The organism is Streptomyces sp. NPDC048415, assembly GCF_040651675.1.
Taxonomy (GTDB): domain Bacteria; phylum Actinomycetota; class Actinomycetes; order Streptomycetales; family Streptomycetaceae; genus Streptomyces.
The window spans coordinates 1-19,751 of sequence record NZ_JBEZKJ010000127.1 but is presented as its reverse complement, the minus strand read 5'-3'; the positions used below and the strand labels follow the sequence as shown (position 1 = coordinate 19,751).

Here is a 19,751-nt window from a genome sequence, read left to right as displayed (position 1 = left end):
CGCCGACCACATCCGGGCCCTCGGCGGCTGGGACTCGCAGGCCCAGCCCAGCCAGCCAGGGCGCCGCCGGCCCCAAGGGCGACGGGACGGCCATCACCCCCGTCGGCTACACGGTCACCCCCGCCGGTCAACAGACCGAGCTCGGGAACCTGCCGCTCAACGCGGTGCTGTCGCCCGACAAGAGCATGCTCCTGGTGAGCAACGCCGGTCAGGGAACCCAGTCCTTGCAGGTGGTCGACCCCGAGCACTCGGAGGTCGTGCAGACCATCTCGTACAACAGCCCGGCGGCCATCTTCACCGGGCTGGCGTTCAGTCCTGACGGCAAGCGCGCGTTCGCCAGTGGGGGCGGGCGCGAGATCATCCACACGTATGACGTGGTGGACGGGCGGTTGACGGAGAAGGACTCCATCAAGCTGCCGACGAAGAACCCCGACGGGCAGGCCGTGAACATGTATCCGGCCGGGATCGCCGTCACGCCCGACGGGAAACGGCTGGTCGTTGCCGACCGGCTCGCGGACGCGGTGACCGTGGTGAACCTCGGCGACGGTTCGATGGCGACCACGGCTGCGGGGCACGACCCGTACGCCGTCGCGCTCACCGACGGCGGGAAGACCGCGTATGTCACCAACCAGGGCGGCGACACCGTCAGCGTGCTCGATGTCAGCGGTGCCGCGCCCGTGCAGCAGGCATCCGTCAAGGTCGGGACGCATCCCAACGCCATCATCGCCGACGCGGCGGGGGGCACCCTCTATGTGGCCAACGGAGACAGCGACGAGGTCAGTGTCATCGACAACGGGACGCGGAAGGTCACGCGGACCATCGGTCTCGCGCCTTATGCGCAGGCGCCCGTCGGCAGCAATCCCGACGCGCTGGCGCTGTCCGACGACGGGCAGCGGCTCTATGTCGCCAACTCCGGGAACAACGACATCGCTGTCGTGAGCGTGAAGGACGGGAAGACGGACGGGCTGATCCCGACGGCGTGGTACCCGACGGCAGTCCTCCCGCACGACGGGAAGCTGTACGTCACCAACGCCAAGGGACTCGGTGCCGCGCCGAACAACGGGCCGGGATATCCCAACCCCACCTCCAGCGCGCCCGCGTCGCCGGACCAGTACTCCGGATCGATGATGATGGGCACTTTGTCGACCATCTCCCTGGACGGCGGCGCGCAGCAGTTGAGTGGGTGGACGCAGAGCGTCGTCGCCAACAACGGGTTCGAGCAGAAGGACAATCCGCGGGCGAGCGGAGCTGTCGTACCCCGGCGGGTCGGGGAGGAGTCGCCGATCAAGCACATTATTTACGTGGTCAAGGAGAACCGGACGTACGACCAGGAGTTCGGATCGCTGAGCCAGGGCAACGGGGACGCCTCGCTGAATCTCTTCGGTGACGACTCCGTGCCCAACGCGCGTGCGCTGCAGAAGCGGTTCGTGACGCTGGACAACTTCTACGCGGACGCCGAGGTGAGCGCGCAGGGCTGGAACTGGACCGTGGCCGCCAACTCCAACCCGTACAGCGAGCAGGGCTGGCCCGGCAACTACTCCGGACGCAACCACTCCTATCCGTCGGAGAACCACGACCCCGCCATCGCGCCCAACAAGGACCCCGAGCACGCGTACATCTGGCAGCGGCTCGCGGACAAAGGCGTCGGCTTCCGCAATTACGGGTTCTATGTGAACGTGGACGCGGCAGGGAAGGCGGGGGCGGAGGATCCGGTGCTGAACGCCGGGACGGACCATGACTTCGGGCCGTACAACCTCAACTGCCCGGACTCGGCGAACAGCTTCCCCGCGCGGACGACGACCTGCGGCAGCCCGCGGATCGAGGAGTGGAAGAAGGAGTTCGCCCAGTACGAGGCGAACGGGAATCTCCCCGCCTTCGAGATGGTGCGGCTGCCCAATGACCACACCTCGGGGACCAAGGCCGGGATGCCGACCCCGCAGGCGTACGTCGCCGACAACGACTGGGCGCTCGGGCAGTTGGTCGACAAGGTGTCGCACTCCACGTACTGGAAGTCGACCGCGATCTTCGTGACGGAGGACGACGCGCAGAACGGGCCCGACCATGTGGACGCCCACCGGACGATTTCGCAGGTCATCAGCCCGTACACGCAGACCGGGCGGGTCGACTCGACCTTCTACAGCACCGCCTCCATGGTGCGGACGATCGAGCTGGTGCTCGGGCTGTCGCCGATGACGCAGTTCGACGCGTACGCCACACCAATGGTGAACTCGTTCACAGCGAAGCCGGATGCCGGCGCGTACGACGCTGTGAAGCCGTCGACCGATCTGGCGGCTGTGAACACGGTCAACTCGCCGATGGCGAAGGTGTCGGGGAAACAGGACCTCACCAAGGAGGACCAGATCGACGAGCGGACCTTCAACGAGGCGATCTGGAAGAGCGTGCGCGGCAAGGCCTCCGTGATGCCCGAACCGCGGCACGATCTCTACGGGTCCGTGCCGAAGGATCAGGCGGCGGACCAGGACGACGACGACTGAGTCAGCACGGGCGGTAAGCGGAAGAAGGGGGGCGGCCTCGGACAGGCCGCCCCCCTCGCCGTATGCCTCTTGCTACTTCAGGCGGGACGACGCGACGATCGAGACGATGTGCGCGGGGACCAGCAGCCACACGATCGCCGTGACGGCCGCCGTCGCGATCTTCGTGGCCGTCAGGTCGCCGAGCGCCATGTCGACGATCGCGGTCACGAGGAGCAGCAGGGTGCACTCGATGCCGTTGACCAGGCGATGGAGTCCGACGGCCGAGGTGAGGCGGCGGACCCGGGCGAGGCCGGTGGAGCGCGGGACGACGGACTGGTCGGTTGCCTTCCCCATGCCGCTGTCCGAGCGGGCCACATGTACGAGGTCGGAGGAGGACTTGAGGAGGAGGACGCCGATGGCGGCGGCCAGACCGGCCACCAGGTAGGGGTCGAGGCCGAGTTCGGCGGCGCGCATGCCCATGCCGACCATGACGGCGGCGTCGGCGAGGTACGCGCCGAGGCGGTCCAGATAGACGCCGAGCGGGCTGAACTGCTTGCGCCAGCGGGCCACTTCGCCGTCCACGCAGTCCAGCAGCAGGTACAGCTGCATGAAGAGGACGGAGAGTACGGCGCCGCCCAGGCCCGGCAGGATCAGGGCAACTCCGGAGAGCACGCCCGCCACGACCATGATCGCCGTGAGCTGGTTCGGCGAGATACGTGTGCCGAGCAGATGGCGCGTCACCCGGAGGGACACGGACCGCATGTAGAGGCGGCCGGCCCAGTGCTCGGCCCTGCTGTCCAGCTTGCCCGCGGGATGGATGACCTCGCGGAGTTCGTCCAGTTGGACCTTGGTCATACGGCTTTCTCCCCTGCGCTCCATGTGCCTACAGGGAAGAGCATGCCGGGAGCCCGGACGGCGGCGATCACCAGGGTGGATATCAGGTGAGCGATGTCGTACCCGCGTAATACCGTGGCGTGCATGAATCACGTGATCCGTTCGATACGTTCCGACGAGTGGGCCAAGGTGAAGGAGCTTCGGCTCGCCGCCCTGCGGGATCCGGTCGCGCATCTGGCGTTCCTGGAGACGTACGAGGACGCCGCGGCGAAGTCCGACGCGTTCTGGAAGGAGCGAGCCGCGGGGGCGGCCGAGGGGGCGACGGAACGGCAGCAGATCGTCGTCGTGGGCGAGGACGGGGTCTGGGCCGGATCCGTGACCGTGCTGGTCGAGGAGGCCGGATCGCGAGATCCCTTCGGGAGCGTGGTCGAGCTGAGCCAGGCGCATCTGGTGGGGGTTTTCGTACGGCCCGAGCACCGAGGGAGTGCGGCCGGTGTGACGCGGGCGCTCTTCGATGCGGCGCTTGAGTGGGCTTGGGGGATCGGGTTGGAGCGGGTACGGCTCTTCGTGCACGAGAAGAACGCCCGCGCCGAGGCGTTCTACAGGAAGGCGGGGTTCGTGCCGACCGGGGGGACCACGGAGGTGCCGGGGGCTCCGGGAGAGCTCGAGGTCGAGTTCGTGATCACTCGGGAGCGGGCCGCGTAGGGCCCCGGCGAGGGCCGGCTATACGGGGATCTCGTACTGCGGCCAGCGGCTGCGGAGCTGCTCCCGGGACCGGAGCAGGGCCAGGGTCGGCAGGCCGCGGTCCGCTCCGGCGGTGAGGAGCTCCGGGAGCTGGGGGAGCGGGGCCACGGCGGCGACGTCGTCCAGGACGAGCGTGAGTGGTGGGTCGAGGCGACCGGAGGATGACCGTTCGGCCATGCGCCGGCCGCGCTCGACCACGCTTGAGGCGAGGGCCGTCAGGAGCGGCATGGCGCCGGGGTTCGCCTTGGGGTCCTCGAGGGGTTCGCCGACCACATAAAGCGTGCCCCCTTCGTTCACGAAGGAATCCAGGGCGAGGCTGTCACTTCGGTTCGGGGCGCAGGATTCGCGGATGTTGACCGTGAAGAGGCAGGAGAGGGCGCGGGCTGTCAACTCCTGGGCGATGTCGCGGCGTTCGGGGTGCGAGGTGAGAGCGGCTTCGAGTTCGCCCGCGGCGCCCGATGCGGCCTTGGGGTTTGTACGGAGGGCTCGTACCGCGTCCTGTACGCCGGTGCCCTGGGCCCAGCGGTGGACGTGGCGGAAGGGCTTGGCCTCCACGGCGGCGGCGTGCAGATAGCTGCGCAGGAGCGTTTCCGCGACGTCTGCCATCGCCTGGTCCACCTTGGCGGTGGGGCGCACGGGGGCGAGGAGGGCCCCCGCCCTTGCCGCCGCCGTCGCCTTGTCCTCGCAGCCGGAGGCGGGGGACCAGTGGAGGCGGGCCGGGGTGTCGCACAGGTGCGCGGGGTCGTAGAGGAGGACGGGGCCGAGTTTGGCTCGGGCGTCCTTGGTCTCCGACCAGGTTTGCGGGTTCGAGGTGATGACGAGAGCGGGGCCCTCCGCGTCTCGTACGGCCTGGGTCGCGGTGGGGTGGCGGGTTTCGGCGGGGCCGAGGATGAGCGCGCGGGTCGCTGTCCAGCCGGTCGCCGGCTCACCGTCAGTTGCCGGCGGAGGCGTCGGCGGCTGCGGGTGCGTGGTGGGGGTGGCGCCTTCGGCGCGGGTTGTTTCCCACCCGCCCGGCCGCTCACCGTTGGCTGCGAGGGGAGCCGTCGAGGGGGCCGGCGTCGGCTGGGGGGCCGTCGGCGGCTGACGCTCCATCGCGGGTTCCGCTGCCGGCTGCCTTTCCGTGGCCTGGCGTGGCACCCCCACACCGTAGGCGCCGACAGGGCCCACAGCCGTCGCCTCCGCCTTCCGCCGCACCCTGCCCGCCCTCCACCTTGCCACCGTCCCCATCACGAACACCGCGAGCACCAGCAGCACCATCAGCTGGCCGATGAACAGGCCCCAGAAGAGGCCGTAGCCGGAGAGTTGGGTCGGGGGAGCGTCCGGCCAGGCGCCGGCGACATCGTGGGGTTGGCCGATGAGGTGGCGCATGGCCAGGGGTGTGTGGGCGAAGGTGACGGCGTCCGGCCAGGCGCCCCGGGAGAACCAGGCCGCGAGGCCGGTGGCCGTCCACACCATCAAGGTCATGCCGAGAAGGAAGGCCAGCACCCCGACCAACAGCCCGTCGGGGACGCCTCTTTCCTCGTCGCGTCGGTCCGGTCTCATCTCACGCCACCTCTCAGGCCACCGTGGACTCGGAGGAGTCGTCGAGATCGCTGAGGTGCTGTTCCATGAAGGCCGCTGCCCGCTCCTCGGCTTCCAGTTCCGCGGCGCGCAGCGCGTCGTCGGAGAGGAAGTCGGCGGAGGACTCGGTCATGGCGCGGTCGGTGAAGACGAGGGGGCGTTCGGTCTCGGTGATGAGGTGTTTGACCACCTGGACGTTGCCGTTGACGTCCCAGACCGCGATGCCGGGTGTCAGGGTCGGGATGATCTCGACCGCCCAGCGGGGAAGGCCCAGCACCCGGCCCGTCGACCGCGCCTCGTCCGCCTTCTGGGCGTAGATCGTCCGGGTCGACGCCATCTTCAGGATCGCCGCGGCCTCCTTCGCCGCCGCGCCGTCCACGACGTCGGACAGGTGGTGGACCACCGCCACGAAGGACAGGCCCAGGCGTCGCCCGAACTTCAGCAGGCGCTGGAAGAGCTGGGCCACGAACGGGCTGTTGATGATGTGCCAGGCCTCCTCCACCAGGAAGATGCGCTTCTTGCGGTCCGGCCGGATCCAGGTGTGCTCCAGCCACACCCCCACGATCGCCATCAGGATCGGCATGGCGATGGAGTTGCGGTCGATGTGGGACAGGTCGAAGACGATCAGCGGGGCGTCCAGGTCGATGCCGACCGTCGTCGGGCCGTCGAACATGCCCCTCAGGTCACCGTCCACCAGGCGGTCGAGAACCAGGGCCACGTCCAGGCCCCACGCCCGTACGTCGTCCAGGGCGACGTTCATCGCCTCGGCCGACTCGGGCTCGGGGTGGCGCAGTTGCTCCACGATGTCGGTCAGCACCGGCTGGCGCTCGACGATGGTCTCGTTGACGTACGCGTGCGCGACCTTGAGCGCGAAGCCGGACCGCTCGTCCAGGCCATGGCCCATCGCGACCTCGATGATGGTGCGCAGAAGCGCCAGCTGGCCCGTCGTCGTGATCGCCGGGTCGAGCGGGTTGAGCCGGATACCCATGTCCAGGGCGGCCGTCGGGTCGAGGCGGATGGGAGTTATCCCCAGCTCCTGCGCGATGAGGTTCCATTCGCCGACGCCGTCCTCGCCCTGCGCGTCGAGGACGACGACCTGGCGGTCGCGGAAGCGCAACTGCCGCAGTACGTACGTCTTCTCGAGCGCCGACTTGCCGTTGCCGGACTCGCCGAGGACCAGCCAGTGCGGGGCCGGGAGCTGTTGCCCGTACAGCTGGAAGGGGTCGTAGATGTACCCCTTCCCGGAGTACACCTCGCGGCCGATGATGACGCCCGAGTCGCCGAGGCCGGGCGCGGCGGTCGGGAGGTAGACGGCCTGGGCCTGGCCCGTGGAGGTGCGCACGGGGAGGCGGGTCGTCTCGACCTTGCCGAAGAGGAAGGACGTGAAGGCGTCGGTCGCGGCGGACAGCGGATCCCGCATCAGAACATCAGCCCCTACCTGCGGATTCCGGTGGCGAACGGCAGTGTGTTGACGAAGGCCCGGTGGTGCTCGCGGTCGCACCACTCCAGCTTCAGGTACGACTTGCCGGCCGAGGCGCGGATGGTGCGCTTGTCGCGGGCGAGGGCTTCCGGCGAGCGGGACGAGACGGTGATGTAGCCGACGAGGTTGACGCCCGCGGCGCCGCTCGCGAGGTCCTCGCCGCGCTGGTCCAGACGGTTGTGCGAGGCGATGTCACGCGGGTCCACCGTGCGGTTCATCTTCAACTGGCGGCTGGCCTCGGCCTCGTCGTTGGTCTTCTCCGTCAGCATGCGCTCGATGGCGACCTCGGTGGGCTCGAGGTCCATCGTGACGGCGACCGTCCGGATGACGTCCGGGGTGTGGACCAGCAGCGGGGCCAGGAAGTTGACGCCGACCGGGGTCATCGGCCACTCCTTCACCCAGGCCGTGGCGTGGCACCACGGGGCGCGGGTTGAGGACTCGCGGGTCTTCGCCTGAAGGTAGGTGGGCTCCATGGCGTCCAGCTCGGCCGGCCAGGCGTTGCGCTTGGTCATCGCCTGGATGTGGTCCATGGGGTGGTCGGGGTCGTACATCGAGTGCACGAGCGAGGCGAGCCGCCCCTGACCGAGCGGCTGCCGTACGCGGATGTCGGCTTCCTGGAGCCGGGAGCAGATGTCGGTCAGCTCGCGCGCCATGACGACGGCGAGGCCCGCGTCGCGGTCCAGCTTCCGGCCGGCCTGCGGCCGCGCCGCCCGGGCCATGGCCTGCGCCTCGGCGGCCAGCTCGCGCGAGTAGGGCATGCACGCGACGAGATAGGCGCGGTGCTGCTCACTGCTCGTGGACACCATGGACTGGAGCTGGTCGTACGACTGCCGCAGCCACCCGGGGGCCCGCTCGTCGCCCCGTACGGAGACGTCCTTGGCGTGGGCGTCCGGGTCGGCGGGGAGGGTGCGGGCGAGCATCTGGAGGCGGGTGACGAATCCGTCGCCGTTCGCGACGTGCTTGAGGAGCGTGCCGAAGCGGTCGACGAGGGCCTCCTGGTCCTCGCTGTCGCGCAGGCCGACGCCGGGCCCTTCGATCTCGATGGCGGCCGTCACCGTCCGCCGGTCGGCGTGCAGCAGTACGGCGATCTCGTCGGGGCCGAAGGGAGCCGCGAGCCACTGGATCCGCCCGATGCCGGGCGGCGGGCCGATCTCGACTTCCTTCCCGTCGAACCGCGTACCGGCCTCCATGACATTGCTGCGGTACGTCGTCCCCCGACGCAGGGTCCGCTTGTAGCTGCGGTTGATCTCGAACCACCTGTAGAACGTACGGCGCTTGTACGGGACGTACACCGCGGCGAGGGCCAGCAGCGGGAAGCCCATCAGCAGCACGATCCGCAGGGACAGGACCGGGACGAGCAGGCCGCACATCATGCCCAGGAACGCGCCCGCGATGATCAGCGCGATCTCGCCGGACTCGCGGTTCCGGCCGACGATCGCGTTCGGCCGGGCGCGGCCGATCAGATATGTACGGCGGGGCGTGACCGGATGGGACACGTGGGACTCGGTCGTCAACGCCCTTCACCTCCCGTGCGGTTGGTACTGCTGTTGCGGGTGTTGCTCGCATGCGGGGTGTTGACCGGGCTGGTACGCGGCGGGGGTGCGGCGGAGGGGACAGATCCGCCGCCTCCGTTCGGCGTACGTGTGCTGTGCGCGGCCACACCGCCGGACGCGGGGTTGGCGGGGCGGGGCTGGCTGCCGCCGCCACCGCCGTTGTTGTCGGCGCGGGAGCTGTGCGTCTTGATGCCCTGCGCGACCAGGGTGGCCGGGGAGCTGATCACGGCCGCGGCCTTGCCCTCGGCGCCCTGCATGATGCGGTTGTTGCGGGAGCCGGCGATCTCGTCGCCGAAGCCGGGGACGAAGCGGTAGATCATCGCGCTGGCGAAGATGGCCAGCAGGATGATGGCTAGGCCCGACACCACGGCGGAGAACGCGTCGGGGCCGCTGTCCGAGGACAGCGCGCCCGCCAGGCCCAGCACGATCACGATCACCGGCTTCACCAGGATCACCGCGATCATGATGCCCGCCCAGCGGCGGACATGGCCCCACAGGTTCTTGTCGACGAGGCCCGCGTACACGACGGTGCCGAGGAGGGCGCCCACGTAGAGCAGTGCGGCGCGGATGACCAGCTCCAGCCACAGCACGCCGGCCGCCAGGATCGACACCAGCGACACCACGATCAGCATGATCGGGCCGCCGCCGATGTTCTCGCCCTTGCTCAGGGCGCCCGAGAACGTCCCGAAGAACGCGTTCGTCTGGTTACCGGTGGTCTTGGCGAGCACCTCGGTCACGCCGTCCGTCGCCGATACGACCGTGTAGAGGATCAGCGGCGTGAACGCCGACGCCAGCACCGTCAGCCACAGGAACCCGATCGCCTCCGAGAGGGCGGTGGTGAGCGGGACTCCGCGCACCGCCCTCTTCGCCACCGCCAGCAGCCACAGCAGCAGCGTCAGAATCGTCGACGCCGCGAAGACGACCGCGTACTGCTGCAGGAACTTCGGGTTCGTGAAGTCCACGTTCGCCGTGTCGTTCACGGCGGCGGAGAGCTTGTCGACGGTCCAGGAGGCGGCGTCGGCGCAGCCCTTGGCCAGGGAGGAGAGGGGGTCGAGGGTCGAGGTGAGACTGGGGTCGGTGGTACTGCCGGAGCCGCCGCTTCCCTTGTCGCTCTTGCAGTACTGCTTGGCGGGACCGATCAGGAGGCCGCACGGGTCCTGCGAGGTCGACGGTGTCGGGGTCGGTGCCGCTGCGGCATGGGTGGCCAGCAGGACCGCCGTGCTTTGTACGACGGCGACGACGGCCGTGAGCTTGAGGGCGCGGCTTCGGCTACCGGGCATACGTGAACCCTCCGTACTCCTCAATGGCCTTGCTGATCTCTTCCGAGGTGGCGGCCTTGTCGTCGCCCGGGACCGGGGCGGGGCCGTCCTTCTGAGAGCCCGTCACGATCTTCCAGTCGCCGCTGTCCCACTGGAGCTCGAAGGTCCACGTCTTCCAGGTCGAGCTGACGGGGTCGGTCGAGGTCTGACCGGACATGCCGATGAGCCCCATGTACCAGACGGAGACGTTGGCGCCGGTGTCGCTGTACTGCTGGAGCTTGGTGCCGACCGGGATCGTGCGCGAGACGAACGTGCTGCCGGCCGGCGGATTGCCGCCCGCGTCGAGCCCCAGCTTGCTGAGGAAGTCAGCGGAGTACGCCTGGTCCATCGGGCCCTGGAGCTGGCCGGCCGCGTCCGACGTATAGATCGTGTTGACGATGTCGTGCCGTGTGGCCGTCTTGAACATGCCCGTCGATCCCAACGCCACCGCGTAATTCGCCGCCGCGCTCTCCGCCCCCTCCCCACTGTGCGCGAACCCCGCCGGGATCCCCGCTGTCTTCGACTCCACCGGATGTTGCCCGGAAGCCGCCGTCGGTGAGGTTCTGGCCTTGTCGCTGGGGCCCCCTCCGGAGGAGGACGAGTCGTCGCTGCGGTTGGCGAAGGCGATGGCGGCGATGAGGAGGACGACGACGCCGACGACCGTGACCAGGCTCCGGGAGGCGGAACGGCCGCGGCGGGCGCCGCCGTATACGTCGCCGGGGCGGTCGGGGAGGCGGGTGCGGGTCTGGCCGGAGCCGCCGTAGCCCCCGTCCTCGCCGCGCGGGCCGTCGCCGTAGCCGGGTTCGTCGCCGAGACTCATGTCGCGTACGCCCCCTCAACCTCTCGCTGAACCAAGTAGTACGACGGTAGCCGTGCTGGTTCCCGCGCGGGCGCGGTGTGGTGACTCGACATCAGGGACATCAGGGAAACGCAACCTCAGCCGGTGGGCACGACGGACAGGTGGGTCGGAGGGGAGAGGGGTCCGGGCGCGCCCGGCCGGGCAAGGGGGCGCCGGGCACGCGCTAGACAGCCATGCCGTACACGATGGTGAAGAGCGTGCCGAGGGATCCGATGATGAAGACTCCGGTGAGGCCCGCGATGATGAGGCCCTTGCCCTGTTCGGCGCTGAAGGTGTCGCGGAGGGCGGTCGCGCCGATGCGCTGCTTGGCGGCGCCCCAGATCGCGATGCCGAGGCAGAGCAGGATGGCGACCGCCATCACGACCTCGATCATCACCTTCGCCTCGTTGCCGAGGCTGCCGAAGGGACCCCAGTCCGGGGCGATCCCGCCGATGATCGTGGTGATGTCGCCCTTGTCGGCTGCGAAAAGCATGTAAGTCACCGCCCCTAGTGGGTAGTTCTGCACCCTCTGCCACTGCGCGCAGAGGCCGGGCCCATTCTCGCCGACAATGACGCTGTCGTATGTCGACTTGGCGTCATTGATTGGCGGGTTTCGTACGAATACCTTGCCACCGGCCCAAGCGGGACGCTCAGGGGAGCCTGGGACGGTATGCGAGGGGTCGTATGGTCACTCTGTGTATCACGGCCGGTCACGCCGGGCAATGAAGTAAGACCGGAACCTGTGGTGTGGTTCTGTCGTTAACCCCCTTCTACGAAGCGCACGCCCCGCCCGCCTCGTAGCCATGCCTCGCACGTGTCCCGTTTCTGACGGGCCGTCGCGTCGATGACCGAAGGTTATCCCGCTGTCTCCCGGCACGGGAAAACGGGCCGCGGCTGGTTGCCGCGACCCGTTCCCTAGGTGCTGCCGAGGATCCCCACGTCCCCCCGGCGGCCCCGCCCCCGGAGGTCAGCCGGTGAAGGCCGCGACCCCCTCCGGGGTGCCCCAGCCGGTCGGGCCGTCGTAGCCGGACGTGGCGGTGCAGAGGTAGCTGGTGGTGCAGGTGCCGTTGTTGCCCGAGGTCACGTCGTTGAGCGCCGAGGTGCCGGCCGCCGTGTACGGGAACTTCGCCGGGTAGGAGCTGGAGGACGGGGTGCCGGCGAGGGCGTACACACCCGCGATGATCGGCGAGGAGGCGCTCGTACCGCCGAAGGTGTACCAGCCCGCCGTGATGCCGTACGAGTCGTAGACCGAGACGCCGGTGGCCGGGTCGGCGACCGCCGAGACGTCGGAGATGGTGCGCTTCGAGCAGCCGGTGTCGGTCTGCCAGGTGGGCTTCGCGTCGTAGGAGGAGCAGCCCGAGCCCGTGCCTTCCGTGCTGCTGGTCTTCCAGACCGTCTCGGTCCAGCCGCGGGTGGTGGAGGTGGCCTTGGTCAGCGCGGTGCCGCCGACGGAGGTGACGTACTTGGAGGCCGCCGGGTACTCGGCGCCGTAGCCCGAGTCGCCCGCGCTGACGGTGATGGCGACACCGGCGTGGTTGAAGTACGAGGTGTCGTATGAGGTGTCGGAGGAGGACTCGGAGCCGCCGTAACTGTTGGAGACGTACTTGGCGCCCAGGGTCACCGCCTCGTTCACCGCGGTGCCGAGGTTGGCCATGGTGGCGGACTTGGCCTCGACCAGCAGGATGTTGCACTTCGGGCAGATGGCGCTGGCCATGTCGAGGTCGAGGGAGATCTCCTCGGCCCACCCGGTGTTGCTCGACGGCAGGGAGGTCGTCGAGCCGGTCTGGCTGACCTTCTTGAAGCAGCCGTTGGCGGTGGTGCAGGCGGTCAGGCCGTAGTACGAGCGGTAGGTCGCCAGGTCCGCTTCGGCGTTCGGGTCGTTGTACGCGTCGACGATGGCGATCGTCTCGCCCGAGCCGTTGGAGGCGGCGGCGGAGGTCAGGCCGTAGGCGGCCTGGAGGTCCGTCGGCCCGAAACCGGAGGGGGTGGAGGCGTCGGCGGCCTTCGGGGTGACGCCCTTGGCGTACGCCTTGTCCGCCAGGTACTCCGTGACGCCGCCGGTGACGCGTTTGGCGTTACAGGCCGCGACGTCCGCCTTGGTGGGCGTCGCGCATGCCCTGGTCCAGCTGACGTGGGGGGTGACCTTCGCGACGCCGGCCTGGGCGTCCGCCGCTCCGGCGCTGCCGAAGCTCGCGAGGACGAGTGCCGCCGTGCCGAAGGCGGCTGCGCCTATTCGGCACCAACTGCCGTGTACGGAAGGTCTTTGGGTCGGTGTGGTGCGCAACGTACAGCCTCCTGAGAGTGGTTGGCAGGGGCGGTGCGGGTGCGCCGCCGGTTCGGTGTCCCCGGCGGTGGGCCGTGCGGCCCGCGGATGACCATCTCTTGTTGAGTACGCGACAACAAGAGGCTTCTGGAATCCTGACTTCCGCGTGACCTCTCCATGGCTGCCGGATGGCTGGAAGCTGACGGCTGCTTGACTCAACTCACAGTGTTCTCAAGGGTTTTTGACAAGCGGGCCGTGGCTGGATGCCACGGCCCGCCGCACGCCGTCCCGTCGAAGGTCAGCCGGTGAAGGCGTCGACGCCCTCCGGGGTGCCCCAGCCGGTCGGGCCGTCGTAGCCCGACTTGGCGGTGCAGAAGTAGATCGTCGTGCAGGAGCCGTTGCTGCCGCTGGTCACGTCGGCTGTCGGCGCCGCCCATTGTCGGTATCGAACAAGTCACTTCCGAAGCGGCCGGGCGAGCCGGCTCGCCGGGGATCCGCTGGTCGGCCGTTGATCATTAGGGGTGAATCTCCATTGTTCTCAGAGCCTGACCGGGCCGCCGTGTGAAGACTGTGTTGTCGGGGTCAAAACAACGGCAATACGGAGGTACCGATGGTAAACCGCAAAACCCTACGCAGGGCGGGCGCAGTCGTAACGACCGTCAGCGTTCTCACCGTCGGGTTGCTCGTCTCCGGCGTCCCCAGCGCCTCCGCCGACACCCCGCCGCCGAGCAGTAGCGGTGGGCTCCTCGGAGGTCTTGCCGGCGGCTCCGGCGCTCTCGGTGGTCTGCTCCCCGGCAACAGCGCCAACGGCTCCGGCGGTAACCCCGTCGACTCCCTTTCGACCAACCCCGCCAGCGTAATCAGCGGAGTTCTGCCCAGCGGGATTCTCGGAGGCTGACAACTCAAGCGGGTTCCCGCCAGGCAGGGGCCAGTCATGTCGGCCTTGGCGGCCCGCCCGGCGTGCTGACGGGGCGTGATCGCGCCCCGTCCCTCCGGACGCGTCCCAGTCAACGGGGGCGCCCGCATACCCGGGGGCCCCTCGGGCCCCCGACGGTCCCGTGTCTACTGGCGTTCAGCCGGCTCGGCTTCCGTGCCCTCGATGTCCTCCAGTCCCTCGACGAAGTGGTCGAATTCTCCCGCCTGTACGCCCAGTACGAACGCGTCCCACTTCTTCTGGGTGGTCGTGACGACGTTCTCGGGGTCGCTGGTCTCCCGGATGTAGACCAGGTCGTTGTCGCCGAAGGCGAGCTCGATCCAGGGGCCGGGGCCGGTCGCGTCGTCCGGGGCGGCGCGGACCCAGTCCAGGTTGGGGGGGACTTCAGCCACGGGGGTGGTTCTCCTTCAGTACGTGGATGAGGGCGCGGAGGGCCACGGGGGTGGCCCCGAGTATGGCTCGGGTGGGGTCGCCGCTTTCGGTGAGATATATGCGGGCGTGGGTGCCGGTGACGTGTACGCACGAGTCGCCCGAGCCGCAGTAGGACGACTTCTGCCAGGGGGCATGCTGGATCATTCGGGTTCCTTCACAGGTCGTGGATCAGCTTGTGGATGAAGTCACGGGAGTCCTCGGGGGTGAGGGACGCGGATTCCATACGGTCCAGGAGGACTCGGTACATCTGTAGCTGAGCTTCGGCGTCAAGGAATACGGGGCCGTGGGACTGGTCGAGGTGCACGGTGTCGAGCTGGGGCACGGGTCCGCGTGAATAGAAGATCGACTGGCCCGAGCCGGGGAAGGAACCCGCGGCGAAGGGGAGCACCTTCAGGATGATGTGGTCCCGCTCGCTCATGTCCAGCAGGTGCCGCAACTGCGCCTTGGCCACGGTGGCTCCGCCGAACTGCATGCGCAGAGCCGCTTCGTGGACGATCGCCACCTGAGGGGTGGGAGGATCCCTGAAGAGGACGGTCTGACGCTTGATGCGGAACGACACCCGGTGCTCGATGTCCGGTGGGGCGAGTTCGGGCACGACCAGGCGGAACAGCTCGCGGGCATGGTCGGTGGTCTGGAACAGGCCGGGGATGTGCACGGTGACGGCGGTACGCAGGTGTCCGGCGTGGTGCTCCACCTCGGCGAGGTCCAGCAGCGCGGCGGGCAGGATCTCGCGGTACTCCTCCCACCAGCCGCGTTTGCGTTCGGAGGCCATGCCCGCGAGTGCTTCGACGAGGGCTTTGTCCGCGCACTTGTAATGGCAGGCCAGCGTCCGCACGCGTTCCGCGCTCACGCCGATGCGCCCGGCTTCCATGTTGCTGATCTGGCTCTGCTGCGCGCCGATCAGTTGACCGGCCTGGGTCGCACTCAGGCCCGCTCGCTCGCGCAGTTTGCGCAGCTCACCGCCGAAGCGGAGTTGTCGACCCGTCGGGCTGCTTCTCATCGGCCGGCCCGCCTCCTTGCTGCGGCTGGTCACCCACACGGGTGGCAAGTCATAGATACTCAAGCATTCGTGTCATGCATGACATGAGGCCCCGCTACCTTAATGGTCGGGCCCCCGCCCAGAAGCACCCCGCTCGACGGAGCGACCGCGGTCACTGGGCACTCCGTAGCACCCGCACCACCGGTACCACCCGTAACGACACGGCACCGCCCAACTCTCCTCCGTGATCGGAGACTTCCGATGGCAACCGTATCCCCGTCCTGGGCCTACACCCTCCAACTCCCGCATGATCCCCGTGCCCCGGGTATCGCCCGGGTCACCCTTCGCACGATCCTGGCCGCCCATGAGCTCGCCGAACTCACGCCCACCGCCGAGCTGTTGGCGTCCGAGCTGCTCACCAACGCCCACCTGCACACCAACGGCCCCTACGCCCTGCGTATCCGCTCGGTCCAGCCGGACCGGCTCACGGTCGCGGTGTGGGACACCGACCCGAGAGTCCCACCGGGCTTCACGGCGAACGGCACCCCGACCCCCTTACCCCCGGAAGACGCCGAACACGGCCGCGGTCTGCCCCTCGTGCGGGCCTGCGCGGACGCATGGGGCGTCTCCGTGCTGCGCGAACTGGGCGCGTCGAAGGGCGGGAAGCTGCTGTGGGCGGAGTGCACGGGGTGACGGAGGCCGGGCAGGGCGCTCCTCGGTGACCCAGCCCGGGGGTAGAGGGCCTCCTCGAGATGACGGGCAGCGCGGGCTCACAGAGAATTCTCAGTGTGGCCGCAGGGTTTTTCTCACCGCGGCGCGGCAAGGTGAGGAGTGATGAAGCGCACCATCCGTCCCCCAGGCACCCGGCGGCACGCTCTGCTCGGTGCGGTTGTGCTGTTGGCCGTCACGTCCTCCTCCGTGGCGGCCGCCGACGGCGGTCCCGGGCCCCTCGGGGTGACCGTCCACGCCGCCGTGAACAAGCAGACCGCTCGAGTGGGGGCGCTGTTCCACGGGAGCGGCGGAACCACCGGCAGCAACGGGCACTTCTGTACCGCTTCCGTCGTGCACAGTGCCGAGCGCGATCTGATCGTCACCGCCGCGCACTGCGTGGCCGGCGCAGGAGCCATGCGCTTCGCGCCCGGTTACCGGGACGGCAGCGCGCCCTACGGGTTCTGGGAGGTCCAGGGCATCTTCGTCCCCGAGGGGTGGACGGACAACGCGGACGAGGACAGCGACGTCGCCTTCGCCGTCGTGGAGGACAAGGCGGGCGAGGACCTCGAGGACGCCGTTGGGGGCGGAAACGTGGTTGCCTCCGGGCGCGCCACCGGCTCGACCGCCGTCACCGTCACCGGGTATCCCAGCTCCTTCGAGACCCCCCTCACCTGCACCAACAAGCCCACCGTCCAGGACCCCGCCCAGCAGCGCATCGAGTGCCCCGCCTTCGCCGCGGGGACGAGCGGCAGCCCCTGGGTGAACGGCGACGGGGAGGTCGTCGGCGTCATCGGCGGCCACGAGGAGGGCGGCTCCACCGACGACATCTCCTACAGCGTCGTCTTCGGCGGCGAGGTCACGGCGCTCTACCGCCAGGCAGCCGTCACGACCGTGAAGTGACCTCGTTCGAGATGTACGCGGCGAGCCACAGCAGCGGCAGAAGCAGCACCACATACGCCAGCGGACGCTGAAGGACCGGCTTGCCCTGGTCCATGACCACGCCGGTCGGGGACGGCGTCGGGTGCGGAAGCTTCCTGATCTTCGCGCGGACGTAGAGGTTCCAGAGGAGGGTGACGGGCGTGAACGCGATCAGCGACACCGGGCTCCACCAGCCGCCCGCCAGGGTTTTCGTCGTCATCTCGCGGTGGATCGCGGTGGCGCAGGAGCGGCAGAACGGGCCTTCCATCTTGGAGAAACGCATCGCGACCAGCAGACCAGTGTGCTGACGGATGGTCATGTCCCCGGCCGGCTGCGCGGCGCATATCCGGCAGCCCGGGGTGAGCGGCGGGGCGGCCTGGTAGGCGTAGCCGCCCGCGGGGGCGTAGGGATTGTGGCCGTACGCCGAGTCCTGTGCGCCGTACGCCGGACTCTGTGCGCCGTACGCCGAGTTCTGTGCGCCGTACGCCGGATTCTGCGCGCCATACGCGTCCTGAGTGCCGTATGAGCCATACGCCGGTGCCGTCGGTGCCCCGTTTGGCGCGTAACCGCCTTGCGGTGCGAAGGGGTTGCCCTGGGGCGCGTTCGAGTGCGGGGGCGGGGTCGCCACGTGCGGTTTCTCCTTGTGCGTGATCGTCCCGCCGCGCGGGGGCCGCCTCTAGACTGAGGCCGACGGACTCCCGGGCGGTGAGGGGCGGTTGACGGTGCGTAAGGCATGGATCGTAGCGACCGCTGCCGTCGGGGCCGGGATCAGCTTCGTGATGCTGCTCGTCGTCGGCGTCTACATGGTCGCCGGGAACCTCGCGGGCGGGATCGGCGGAGGCTCGGTCGGACTCGCCAAGGGCGCCGTACCCGCCGCGTACCAGACTCTCGTACAGAAGTGGGGAAATCTGTGCGGTGCCATTAACCCCGCGCTGCTCGCCGCCCAGCTGTATCAGGAGAGCGGGTTCAATCCGAACGCGCAGAGTCCGGCGAAAGCGGAAGGGATAGCGCAATTCATCCCGGGGACCTGGGCCACGCACGGAGTCGACGGTGACGGCGACGGGGACCGCGACGTCTGGGATCCGAATGACGCGATTCCGTCGGCGGCCACGTACGACTGCCAGCTGGCCTCGTATGTGAAGGACGCGCCGGGAAACGTCACGGAGAACATGCTCGCCGCCTACAACGCGGGCGCGTACGCGGTCATCAAGTACGGGGGCGTGCCGCCGTACAAGGAAACCCAGAACTACGTGAAGACGATCACCACACTGTCGAAGAGCTTCGCCGCGCCGGTGACCCGGGTCGACCCCTCCAGGCAGGCCGCCGCGGCCATCACCTACGCGCAGAAGAAGCTCGGCACGCCCTATCTGTGGGGCGGCAACGGCACCACTGACCAGGCAGGACGCTTCGACTGCTCGGGGCTCACGAAGGCCGCGTACGAGAGTGTGGGCGTCACGCTGCCGCGAGTCGCCAACGACCAGTACAACGCCGGACCTCACCCGAAGCGGGCCGAGCTGCTGCCGGGGGATCTGGTCTTCTTCTCCGACGACCTCACCGACTCCCGGGCCATCCGGCACGTCGGGATCTACGTCGGCGGCGGGTACATGATCGACGCGCCCAGGCCGGGTGCCGTGATCCGCTTCGACCCCGTCGACACCCCTGACTACTTCGGAGCCACCCGGGTGACCGAAGATGGCGCGAAAGCGTTGCCCACGGCGGTGTGAACCGGGCCTGAACCCACCCCCTGAGCTGCGGCGATGTGTCTCTCTTCGATAACGTCTGCGTGATCATTCCGTGGAGGGTGGAACGTATAAGAGGGGACTGTGCGTTCCTTCTCAGGTAGCGCTGTTCACTGACGCGGTTTTGGCGGTACTACGACCACGGGGGTGGATCGAGCGGCGCACGAAAGGGTGTGCCCGCGGGAAAGACGACGAAGGGGCCGCAGCACCATGGCTGGACTCGCCGAATCCGGTTCGAACCCCGACGTCGACCTGCTCTACGACATCAACGGCCTCGCCAAGGACGCGCCTCGCTGGTTCGACCGGGGCATGGAATTCATGGGTGAGTACGGGCTGCTGCTCGCCATGGTCCTGCTGGTGCTGTGGTGCTGGTGGACCGTGCGGCGGCGGGGCGGTGACGGTGCCGCGGTGTCCGTGGCCGCGCTCGTGTGGACGCCGCTCGCGGCCGGGATCGCGGTCCTGGTGAACGTGCCGATACGAGGGTTCGTGGAGCGGCCCCGGCCCTTTGCCGACCATCAGGGGCTGGATGTCCTCGTCTCCGGCAAGAGCGACTTCTCGTTCGTCAGTGATCACGCGACGCTCACCATGGCGATGGGGGTCGGGCTGTTCGTCGCGAACCGGAAGTTCGGGCTGGTGGGGATAGGGCTCGCGCTGCTCGAGGGCTTCTGCCGGGTGTACATGGGCGTCCACTACCCCACGGACGTGGTGGGTGGATTCGCGCTCGGTACCGCGGTCGCGTTGCTGCTGTCCCCTCTGGCCATGGCTCTGCTGACGCCGGTGACGAAGGCGGTGGAGCGGTCGGCCCGGGTGGGGTGGCTGATCCGGGCCCGGGTGGCTCCCGCCGGGCAGGACGCTCTGATCCCGGGGGCCCGGTCCGAGCAGCCCGAGGAACGGGACCTGGCCGCGTAGGGCTGAGCTTGGGGTTTTCGCCCCCTCCGCCCCTACCCGTCCCATACCTGGGGGGCTCTGCCCCCCAGACCCCCCTTGTCGCGCT

General features: G+C 69.1%; 18 protein-coding genes. 6 read left to right on the top strand and 12 right to left on the bottom strand.

All coding sequences use genetic code 11. From position 1 onward, the window contains the following. Positions 1-2,495 (top strand): bifunctional YncE family protein/alkaline phosphatase family protein (locus tag AB0D27_RS41155; protein ID WP_362519614.1); only part of this gene is annotated, 2,495 nt, incomplete at its 5' end. 72 nt (positions 2,496-2,567) lie between these two features. On the opposite strand, the gene AB0D27_RS41150 is transcribed toward AB0D27_RS41155, so the two are convergent. Further along, the gene (locus AB0D27_RS41150; RefSeq protein ID WP_362519611.1) at positions 2,568-3,329 is read right to left on the bottom strand and encodes a CDP-alcohol phosphatidyltransferase family protein; all 762 of its coding nucleotides are present in this window, start codon (positions 3,327-3,329) and stop codon (positions 2,568-2,570) included. A 123-nt stretch (positions 3,330-3,452) separates the two neighbouring features. Between AB0D27_RS41150 and AB0D27_RS41145 the strand changes: the two genes are divergently transcribed. Next, a complete protein-coding gene (locus tag AB0D27_RS41145) occupies positions 3,453-4,013 on the top strand; it encodes a GNAT family N-acetyltransferase (protein ID WP_362519609.1) in 561 nt (186 codons plus the stop codon). Between the two features lie 18 nt (positions 4,014-4,031). On the opposite strand, the gene AB0D27_RS41140 is transcribed toward AB0D27_RS41145, so the two are convergent. From AB0D27_RS41140 to AB0D27_RS41095, 10 genes are all read right to left on the bottom strand, one after another. Beyond that, positions 4,032-5,594, bottom strand: a complete 1,563-nt coding sequence (locus tag AB0D27_RS41140) for a type IV secretory system conjugative DNA transfer family protein (RefSeq protein ID WP_362519606.1) — start codon at positions 5,592-5,594, stop codon at positions 4,032-4,034. Between the two features lie 13 nt (positions 5,595-5,607). Then, positions 5,608-7,032 (bottom strand): ATP-binding protein, encoded by a 1,425-nt coding sequence (locus tag AB0D27_RS41135; RefSeq protein WP_362519603.1) that lies wholly within the window; start codon positions 7,030-7,032, stop codon positions 5,608-5,610. A 14-nt stretch (positions 7,033-7,046) separates the two neighbouring features. Continuing rightward, a complete protein-coding gene (locus AB0D27_RS41130; protein ID WP_362519600.1) occupies positions 7,047-8,606 on the bottom strand; it encodes an SCO6880 family protein in 1,560 nt (519 codons plus the stop codon). After that, complete coding sequence (locus tag AB0D27_RS41125) at positions 8,603-9,925, bottom strand: hypothetical protein (protein WP_362519597.1); 1,323 nt, start codon at positions 9,923-9,925, stop codon at positions 8,603-8,605. Before AB0D27_RS41125 ends, AB0D27_RS41130 begins: the two co-directional genes overlap by 4 nt. Beyond that, positions 9,915-10,763 (bottom strand): hypothetical protein, encoded by an 849-nt coding sequence (locus AB0D27_RS41120; RefSeq protein WP_362519594.1) that lies wholly within the window; start codon positions 10,761-10,763, stop codon positions 9,915-9,917. Before AB0D27_RS41120 ends, AB0D27_RS41125 begins: the two co-directional genes overlap by 11 nt. 202 nt (positions 10,764-10,965) lie before the next feature. Beyond that, positions 10,966-11,274 (bottom strand): hypothetical protein, encoded by a 309-nt coding sequence (locus AB0D27_RS41115; RefSeq protein ID WP_028804304.1) that lies wholly within the window; start codon positions 11,272-11,274, stop codon positions 10,966-10,968. A 474-nt stretch (positions 11,275-11,748) separates the two neighbouring features. Then, positions 11,749-13,065: a S53 family peptidase gene (locus tag AB0D27_RS41110; protein ID WP_362519590.1), complete on the bottom strand. Its 1,317-nt coding sequence runs from the start codon at positions 13,063-13,065 to the stop codon at positions 11,749-11,751. 1,041 nt (positions 13,066-14,106) lie between these two features. Continuing rightward, positions 14,107-14,370: a DUF397 domain-containing protein gene (locus AB0D27_RS41105; protein ID WP_362519587.1), complete on the bottom strand. Its 264-nt coding sequence runs from the start codon at positions 14,368-14,370 to the stop codon at positions 14,107-14,109. After that, a complete protein-coding gene (locus AB0D27_RS41100; protein WP_362519585.1) occupies positions 14,363-14,554 on the bottom strand; it encodes a DUF397 domain-containing protein in 192 nt (63 codons plus the stop codon). The genes AB0D27_RS41105 and AB0D27_RS41100 overlap by 8 nt, the downstream gene beginning before the upstream one ends. A gap of 10 nt (positions 14,555-14,564) precedes the next feature. Then, positions 14,565-15,410: a helix-turn-helix transcriptional regulator gene (locus AB0D27_RS41095; RefSeq protein WP_362519583.1), complete on the bottom strand. Its 846-nt coding sequence runs from the start codon at positions 15,408-15,410 to the stop codon at positions 14,565-14,567. A 240-nt stretch (positions 15,411-15,650) separates the two neighbouring features. Between AB0D27_RS41095 and AB0D27_RS41090 the strand changes: the two genes are divergently transcribed. Continuing rightward, positions 15,651-16,082: an ATP-binding protein gene (locus tag AB0D27_RS41090; RefSeq protein WP_362519580.1), complete on the top strand. Its 432-nt coding sequence runs from the start codon at positions 15,651-15,653 to the stop codon at positions 16,080-16,082. A 141-nt stretch (positions 16,083-16,223) separates the two neighbouring features. Continuing rightward, entirely contained in the window at positions 16,224-17,000 is a 777-nt protein-coding gene (locus AB0D27_RS41085) for a trypsin-like serine protease (RefSeq protein WP_362519578.1), read from the top strand. Here the strand turns inward: AB0D27_RS41085 and AB0D27_RS41080 are convergent. After that, the gene (locus AB0D27_RS41080; protein WP_362519576.1) at positions 16,984-17,646 is read right to left on the bottom strand and encodes a hypothetical protein; all 663 of its coding nucleotides are present in this window, start codon (positions 17,644-17,646) and stop codon (positions 16,984-16,986) included. The two genes, AB0D27_RS41085 and AB0D27_RS41080, sit on opposite strands and share 17 nt — an antisense overlap. 88 nt (positions 17,647-17,734) lie before the next feature. On the opposite strand from AB0D27_RS41080, the gene AB0D27_RS41075 reads away from it, so the two are divergent. Together AB0D27_RS41075 and AB0D27_RS41070 are read left to right on the top strand one after the other, a co-directional pair. After that, the gene (locus tag AB0D27_RS41075) at positions 17,735-18,742 is read left to right on the top strand and encodes a bifunctional lytic transglycosylase/C40 family peptidase (RefSeq protein WP_362519574.1); all 1,008 of its coding nucleotides are present in this window, start codon (positions 17,735-17,737) and stop codon (positions 18,740-18,742) included. Between the two features lie 225 nt (positions 18,743-18,967). Further along, entirely contained in the window at positions 18,968-19,666 is a 699-nt protein-coding gene (locus AB0D27_RS41070; RefSeq protein WP_362519572.1) for a phosphatase PAP2 family protein, read from the top strand. Positions 19,667-19,751: the final 85 nt, after the last annotated feature.

Coding starts and splice junctions, on each gene's coding strand:
- AB0D27_RS41150 (WP_362519611.1), bottom strand. CDS start 3,329: ATGACCAAGGTCCAACTGGACGAACTCCGCGAGGTCATCCATCCCGCG.
- AB0D27_RS41145 (WP_362519609.1), top strand. CDS start 3,453: ATGAATCACGTGATCCGTTCGATACGTTCCGACGAGTGGGCCAAGGTG.
- AB0D27_RS41140 (WP_362519606.1), bottom strand. CDS start 5,594: ATGAGACCGGACCGACGCGACGAGGAAAGAGGCGTCCCCGACGGGCTG.
- AB0D27_RS41135 (WP_362519603.1), bottom strand. CDS start 7,032: ATGCGGGATCCGCTGTCCGCCGCGACCGACGCCTTCACGTCCTTCCTC.
- AB0D27_RS41125 (WP_362519597.1), bottom strand. CDS start 9,925: ATGCCCGGTAGCCGAAGCCGCGCCCTCAAGCTCACGGCCGTCGTCGCC.
- AB0D27_RS41120 (WP_362519594.1), bottom strand. CDS start 10,763: ATGAGTCTCGGCGACGAACCCGGCTACGGCGACGGCCCGCGCGGCGAG.
- AB0D27_RS41115 (WP_028804304.1), bottom strand. CDS start 11,274: ATGCTTTTCGCAGCCGACAAGGGCGACATCACCACGATCATCGGCGGG.
- AB0D27_RS41100 (WP_362519585.1), bottom strand. CDS start 14,554: ATGATCCAGCATGCCCCCTGGCAGAAGTCGTCCTACTGCGGCTCGGGC.
- AB0D27_RS41095 (WP_362519583.1), bottom strand. CDS start 15,410: ATGAGAAGCAGCCCGACGGGTCGACAACTCCGCTTCGGCGGTGAGCTG.
- AB0D27_RS41090 (WP_362519580.1), top strand. CDS start 15,651: ATGGCAACCGTATCCCCGTCCTGGGCCTACACCCTCCAACTCCCGCAT.
- AB0D27_RS41085 (WP_362519578.1), top strand. CDS start 16,224: ATGAAGCGCACCATCCGTCCCCCAGGCACCCGGCGGCACGCTCTGCTC.
- AB0D27_RS41070 (WP_362519572.1), top strand. CDS start 18,968: ATGGCTGGACTCGCCGAATCCGGTTCGAACCCCGACGTCGACCTGCTC.